General features: G+C 45.1%; 5 protein-coding genes and 1 pseudogene. All 6 read left to right on the top strand.

The features are described 5' to 3' along the window. Positions 1-29 precede the first annotated feature (29 nt). Positions 30-554: a nucleotide exchange factor GrpE gene (locus ACEW8S_RS14640; protein WP_373518876.1), complete on the top strand. Its 525-nt coding sequence runs from the start codon at positions 30-32 to the stop codon at positions 552-554. An 88-nt stretch (positions 555-642) separates the two neighbouring features. After that, complete coding sequence (gene dnaJ, locus ACEW8S_RS14635; RefSeq protein ID WP_373518874.1) at positions 643-1,770, top strand: molecular chaperone DnaJ; 1,128 nt, start codon at positions 643-645, stop codon at positions 1,768-1,770. A gap of 181 nt (positions 1,771-1,951) precedes the next feature. Next, positions 1,952-2,887 (top strand): ABC transporter ATP-binding protein, encoded by a 936-nt coding sequence (locus ACEW8S_RS14630; RefSeq protein ID WP_373518873.1) that lies wholly within the window; start codon positions 1,952-1,954, stop codon positions 2,885-2,887. Then, complete coding sequence (locus ACEW8S_RS14625) at positions 2,880-4,208, top strand: ABC transporter permease (protein WP_373518872.1); 1,329 nt, start codon at positions 2,880-2,882, stop codon at positions 4,206-4,208. The genes ACEW8S_RS14630 and ACEW8S_RS14625 overlap by 8 nt, the downstream gene beginning before the upstream one ends. 2 nt (positions 4,209-4,210) lie before the next feature. Continuing rightward, on the top strand, positions 4,211-5,158 hold the full coding sequence (locus tag ACEW8S_RS14620) for a mechanosensitive ion channel family protein (protein ID WP_373518875.1): 948 nt from the start codon (positions 4,211-4,213) through the stop codon (positions 5,156-5,158). Next, positions 5,137-5,561 (top strand): annotated as a pseudogene (locus ACEW8S_RS14615) (hypothetical protein); the annotation flags it as partial. The gene ACEW8S_RS14620 and the pseudogene ACEW8S_RS14615, both read left to right, overlap by 22 nt.

Below are 5,561 nucleotides of genomic sequence, written 5' to 3'. Positions count from 1 at the left end.
AAGATATAACGGAAGAATTTGACGGACAAATGGAGGAGGATTTGTTGGATGCCGAAACGGAGACGGATATGGAGTCCCCTGAAATACCCGAACAAGACGAACTATCCGAAGAAGAGCAGCTGCGTGAGGATTTGGCCAAGGAAAAGGATAAGTTTTTACGTCTTTTTGCAGAGTTTGAAAATTTCAAGAGACGGACATCCAAAGAACGAATGGATATGTTCAAGACCGCGGGACAGGAAATTATGATTTCCCTCTTGCCGGTTTTAGACGATTTTGACCGTGCCCTGAAGGAATTGGCAAAGTCCGACGATACAGAAACCTTCAAAGGTGTGGAACTGATCAGGGTCAAATTACGGGAAACCCTAAGATCTAAAGGCCTTGAGGAAGTAGAAGTTAAAGAGGGGGATCCATTTGATGCCGACGTACACGACGCCATCACACAGATACCCGCTCCTGATAAGAAACTGAAAGGAAAGATTGTCGATGTGATCGAACGTGGCTTTAAGCTGGGCGAACGCATTATCCGCCATCCAAAAGTGGTGGTAGGGAAATAAACATTTTTTTTCCGCACACATATTACCCATAGTTATGGTGCGTTTATAAGTTATAGAACGTTATTAGGGAAGCAACCAAACAATAAGAATGAAGGAAGATTATTACGACATATTGGACATCACCAAAAATGCCTCCCCTGCGGAAATCAAAAAGGCCTATCGAAAAAAGGCCTTGAAGTATCATCCGGATAAAAATCCAGGGGATGCCAGTGCCGAAGAAATGTTCAAAAAATCGGCGGAGGCCTATGAGGTATTGAGCAACGCCGACAAGAAGGCGCGATACGATCAATTCGGACATGCCGCCTTTCAGGGTGGCGGAGGTTTCGGCGGTGGCGGTATGAACATGGACGATATTTTCAGCCAGTTCGGCGATATCTTCGGAAGTGCCTTTGGCGGTGGCGGTGGAGGCGGCTTTAGCGGTTTCGGCGGATTTGGCGGCGGCCAACCTAGGGTCAAAGGGAGTAATTTGCGCATCCGCGTAAAACTTTCTTTAAAGGAGGTGGCCAACGGGGTCGAAAAAAAGGTCAAGGTCCGTCGAAAGATCCAGGCCGAGGGTGTAACCTATGCCACTTGCAGCACTTGCAACGGTCGCGGACAAGTGACCAAGATTACGAATACCATACTGGGCCGTATGCAGACCGCGGCCACGTGTAGTACCTGCGGCGGAAGTGGACAGATTTTGGATGAAAAACCCAGCGATGCCGATGCACAGGGCTTGAAGATAGTCGAAGAGACAGTGTCCATCAAGATACCTGCGGGAGTGGAGGATGGTATGCAGCTGAAAGTTCCCGGAAAGGGTAACGATGCCCCGGGCAACGGTGTTCCCGGCGATCTATTGGTGGCCATGGAAACCGAAGTCCATGATACGCTAAAGCGCGAAGGTGACAATTTACATTACGATCTCTATGTCAGTATTTCGGATGCGGTATTGGGTACTTCAAAAGAAATAGATGCCGTCGATGGCAAGGTGCGCATAAAACTGGAACCAGGTATTCAATCCGGTAAAATATTGCGTCTACGCGGTAAGGGCATCTCGAGTATAAATGGATATGGTACCGGTGATTTGTTGGTACATGTCAATGTATGGACACCCAAAGAGCTGAACAAGGAACAAAAGGAATTTTTCGAGCATATGCAGGGCAATGATAATTTCGAGCCAAAGCCCGAAAAATCGGATAAGTCGTTCTTTGAAAAGGTCAAGGATATGTTTTCTTGATTCTAACTATTCGATAGAATTTTTATAAAAACTTTCATTTCTAAATAAAAACCGTATATTTGGTCTTGATATTGGGAAACCAATATTAATTTTCTTTTTCATAGCAATTTTTTTCCCATCCTTGAATTCGTTTAAGGGTGGGTTTTTGTTTTAATGCCATATCTTTGGTAAAATTGGGTACATGAACAACATTTTGGTAACGAAGGAAGTCACCAAGCGATACGGTGATCACACCGCCCTTGACAAGGTTTCCTTGGAAATCCCCAAAAATAGTATCTATGGCCTTCTGGGACCCAACGGTGCCGGAAAGACTACGCTAATTCGAATTATCAACCAGATTACGTTTCCCGACCAAGGCGAGGTTTATTTTGATGGCGAACTTTTGAAACCCCGACATATCGCCATGATAGGATATTTGCCCGAGGAAAGGGGTCTGTACAAATCGATGAAAGTAGGCGAGCAGGCACTGTATTTGGCGCAATTGAAAGGCCTCTCGAAGGCAGAGGCAAAAAAACGCTTGAAGTTTTGGTTCGATCGGCTGGAAATAGGGGACTGGTGGAACAAGAAAATCCAAGAACTTTCAAAGGGTATGGCCCAAAAGATACAGTTTATCGTAACCGTACTGCACGAACCCAAATTGCTCATTTTTGACGAACCGTTCAGCGGTTTCGATCCCATCAACGCCAATATTATCAAGGATGAGATACTAAAATTAAAGGAAAACGGCACGTCGATCATCTTCTCGACCCATAGAATGGAATCCGTAGAGGAACTTTGCGAGTATATCGCCCTGATCCATCGTTCGGAAAAAATATTGGACGGAAAACTTTCCGATATTAAGAAGGCGTATAAGAACAATATTTTTAACGTGGGCCTTGAAACCGACAAAGGCGATATCATCTTGAAAGAACTGGCAGAGAAATTCGATATCAGCTCATCGAAATACGATATAGGGGCGAAGCAGCTTGATTTCACCTTTCAGCTTCCCGACAGCAACTCCGGATCCGTACTGAATTACCTTTCCACAAAAGCGAACATCAACCATTTTGTGGAAACCATTCCCTCGGCCAACGAAATATTTATCCAAACGGTACAAAGCAAAGGTGTCCATGAATAAACTGCCGCTCATCATCAAAAGGGAATATCTGGCCAAGGTAAGGAACAAATCCTTTGTCATCATGACCTTTTTGAGTCCGATCTTGATGGTCGCCATGGTGGTCTTGATTGCCTTTTTGACCAAAATGAACGATAACGAAAAACGGGTCATCGCCCTTTTGAACCAAAGCGATTATTTTACCCATGAATTTTTGATGGCTGAAGGAATATCCTATGTAAATTTTACCGACATCCCGTTGGAGACGGCCAAAGATTCTACGGCAAAAGGGGACTACTACGGCCTTCTTTACATTCCCTCGGGAGAAAACCTTGAAAAAGTGGCGGAGGGTTCTTTTCTGTATACACAGGAAGCGCCGAGTACTGCGATACTCGATAAGCTCGATGCTGTTTTTCAACAAAGGTTGCGGCAAGAAAGGCTACAGAAAATGGGGGTTTCTACCGCTGAGTTTGAAGCTATCGATAGTCGTTTCGAGGTGAACACAGCTACATTTGCCGGGAATCTCAATATTAAGGGCATCAATGAAATCAAGGCCTTTATCGGCGGTGGCTTTGGCTATTTGATCATGATGTTCATCATAATTTATGGGGGGTTCGTAATGCGAAGCGTTATCGAAGAAAAGACAAGCCGGATTATTGAGGTAATCATATCTTCGGTCAAGCCCTTCGAACTCATGTTGGGCAAGATTATCGGGACTTCCTTGGCGGGGATTACCCAGTTTGCGATATGGATCGTTTCGGGGGGAATTTTGTTGATACTGGCCTTCGCGATGTTCGATATTGATCCTTCTTCCATGAACAGCGGGGCCGCGGTAGGGGCCAACTTCGCGCCATCGGTTCCGACAAGCGATCAGACCATGCAGATTTACGCCCAAGAAATATTCAATATTCCGTGGGCCATGTTGATTACGTTTTTTCTTGTGTACTTTATTTTGGGCTATCTCATCTATAGTTCCATTTATGCCGCTATCGGGGCGGCAGTGGATAACGAAACGGATACGCAACAATTTATTTTCCCCATTATCCTTCCCTTGATGTTGGCCATTTATGTGGGGTTCTTTTCGGTGTTCAGCAATCCCCATGGACCGATAGCCGTCGGGTTTTCCCTGTTTCCATTGACTTCTCCCATCGTTATGCTCATGCGTTTACCGGGGGGTATCGGTGAGGGCGGGGTGCCGATTTGGGAACTGGTGACCTCCATCCTTCTATTAATTATTACTTTTATCGGTATTGTATGGCTTGCCGCCAAAATATATAGGGTAGGCATCCTGATGTACGGCAAAAAGCCAACGTACAAGGAACTGTTTAGGTGGTTAAAATACTGATGATGCTCCAAGACGATTTAAGTAAGGTAGAAGAGTTTGTCGAGAAGGATATCTGGGGCGCTGTAAAAGAGTTTCTCGATTTGGGGCTTAGTTTTGGCGAGGGCGATAATGAAATTAATATTACCGTAGGCCTATTATTGGCCTTGGTTATCGCTTTTTTTATTACCGCTTTTCTGCTGAAGTGGTTACGGCATCTGTTGACCCGAAAGATGGAAAGCGACGACAAGCTTAAGTTCATCAGTTTTTTCAAGTTCATTCGATATTTGGTCTATGTCGCCGTAATTGTGATTACCATGAGTTCGGCCGGTATCGACATAACCCTGTTGCTTACGGCTTCCGCAGTGTTGTTCGTCGGTCTGGGACTTGCGCTTCAAGACATTTTTAAGGATATTCTCGGCGGTATTTTTATAATCACCGATAAGTCTTTGCACGTTGGCGATATCGTTGAGGTAGACGGTAGGGTGGGCAAGGTATTCGAGATCAAGCTGAGAACGACCAGGGCCATAACCCGCGACGACAAGGTAGTCGTTATTCCCAATCATCATTTTATCACCAACATCATTTACAATTACACCCAGAATCACAAAATGACCCGGGAAAAGATACTTATAGGTGTTGCCTACGGTAGTGATGTAAACTTGGTCACAAAAATTCTGGAATCTATCGCAACTAACCATAAGTCGATCCTAAAAAACCCGAAACCCTTTGTACAGTTCGATGATTTTGGGGACTCTGCACTACTATTTTCCTTGAACTTTTATATCGAGGACAGCTTTAGCGATCCGAGATTAAAAAGTGAAATAAGATATAAAATCGACGCCAAGTTCAGGGAAAATAGAATAAGCATTCCTTTTCCACAGCGGGATGTACATATAGTTCAATCCGGACCGTTCGAACACCGAAACGCCGTGGATAAAACCGATACGAAATGGGGACTGGGAGAAGATTAAAATACGTTTGTTTTTGGGTTGGCTCTTTATGGGCGGTTTGCGGCATTGCCCAAACCCCCGATATTTTTAGGGCGGAGTACATGATGATGCCCAGAAACGATCAGGGTGCCAAGTTATCGCGGATAAAACTGGTGGTGAACGTGCCCATTACCCTAAAGGATTCGAGTAATATCATAATCGGGGGAGAGTACAACCGCTTGTCCTATGGATTACGGCGCGATGGGATTCCCAGTGAGGTTGAGGGGCTGCGGCAATTGCACGTCGCAGACTTCAATTTGGCCTATGTGTATAGGTACAACGAATTTTGGCGAATTATAGGCGTAGTGACCCCGCGTTTAGCATCGACTTTGGACGAACCGATAGAAAAGGGAGATATCACCTTTAATGTGACGGCCGGAGTGCT

Origin of the sequence: Pricia sp., assembly GCF_041745955.1 — a bacterium.
In the GTDB taxonomy this organism is placed as follows: Bacteria; Bacteroidota; Bacteroidia; order Flavobacteriales; family Flavobacteriaceae; genus Pricia.
This window is presented reverse-complemented; position numbering and strand designations above follow the sequence as displayed.

Bases quoted from the DNA above. Each gene is read 5' to 3' on its own strand.
- ACEW8S_RS14640 (WP_373518876.1), top strand. From the start codon at position 30: ATGGAGGAGGATTTGTTGGATGCCGAAACGGAGACGGATATGGAGTCC.
- dnaJ (WP_373518874.1), top strand. From the start codon at position 643: ATGAAGGAAGATTATTACGACATATTGGACATCACCAAAAATGCCTCC.
- ACEW8S_RS14630 (WP_373518873.1), top strand. From the start codon at position 1,952: ATGAACAACATTTTGGTAACGAAGGAAGTCACCAAGCGATACGGTGAT.
- ACEW8S_RS14625 (WP_373518872.1), top strand. From the start codon at position 2,880: ATGAATAAACTGCCGCTCATCATCAAAAGGGAATATCTGGCCAAGGTA.
- ACEW8S_RS14620 (WP_373518875.1), top strand. From the start codon at position 4,211: ATGCTCCAAGACGATTTAAGTAAGGTAGAAGAGTTTGTCGAGAAGGAT.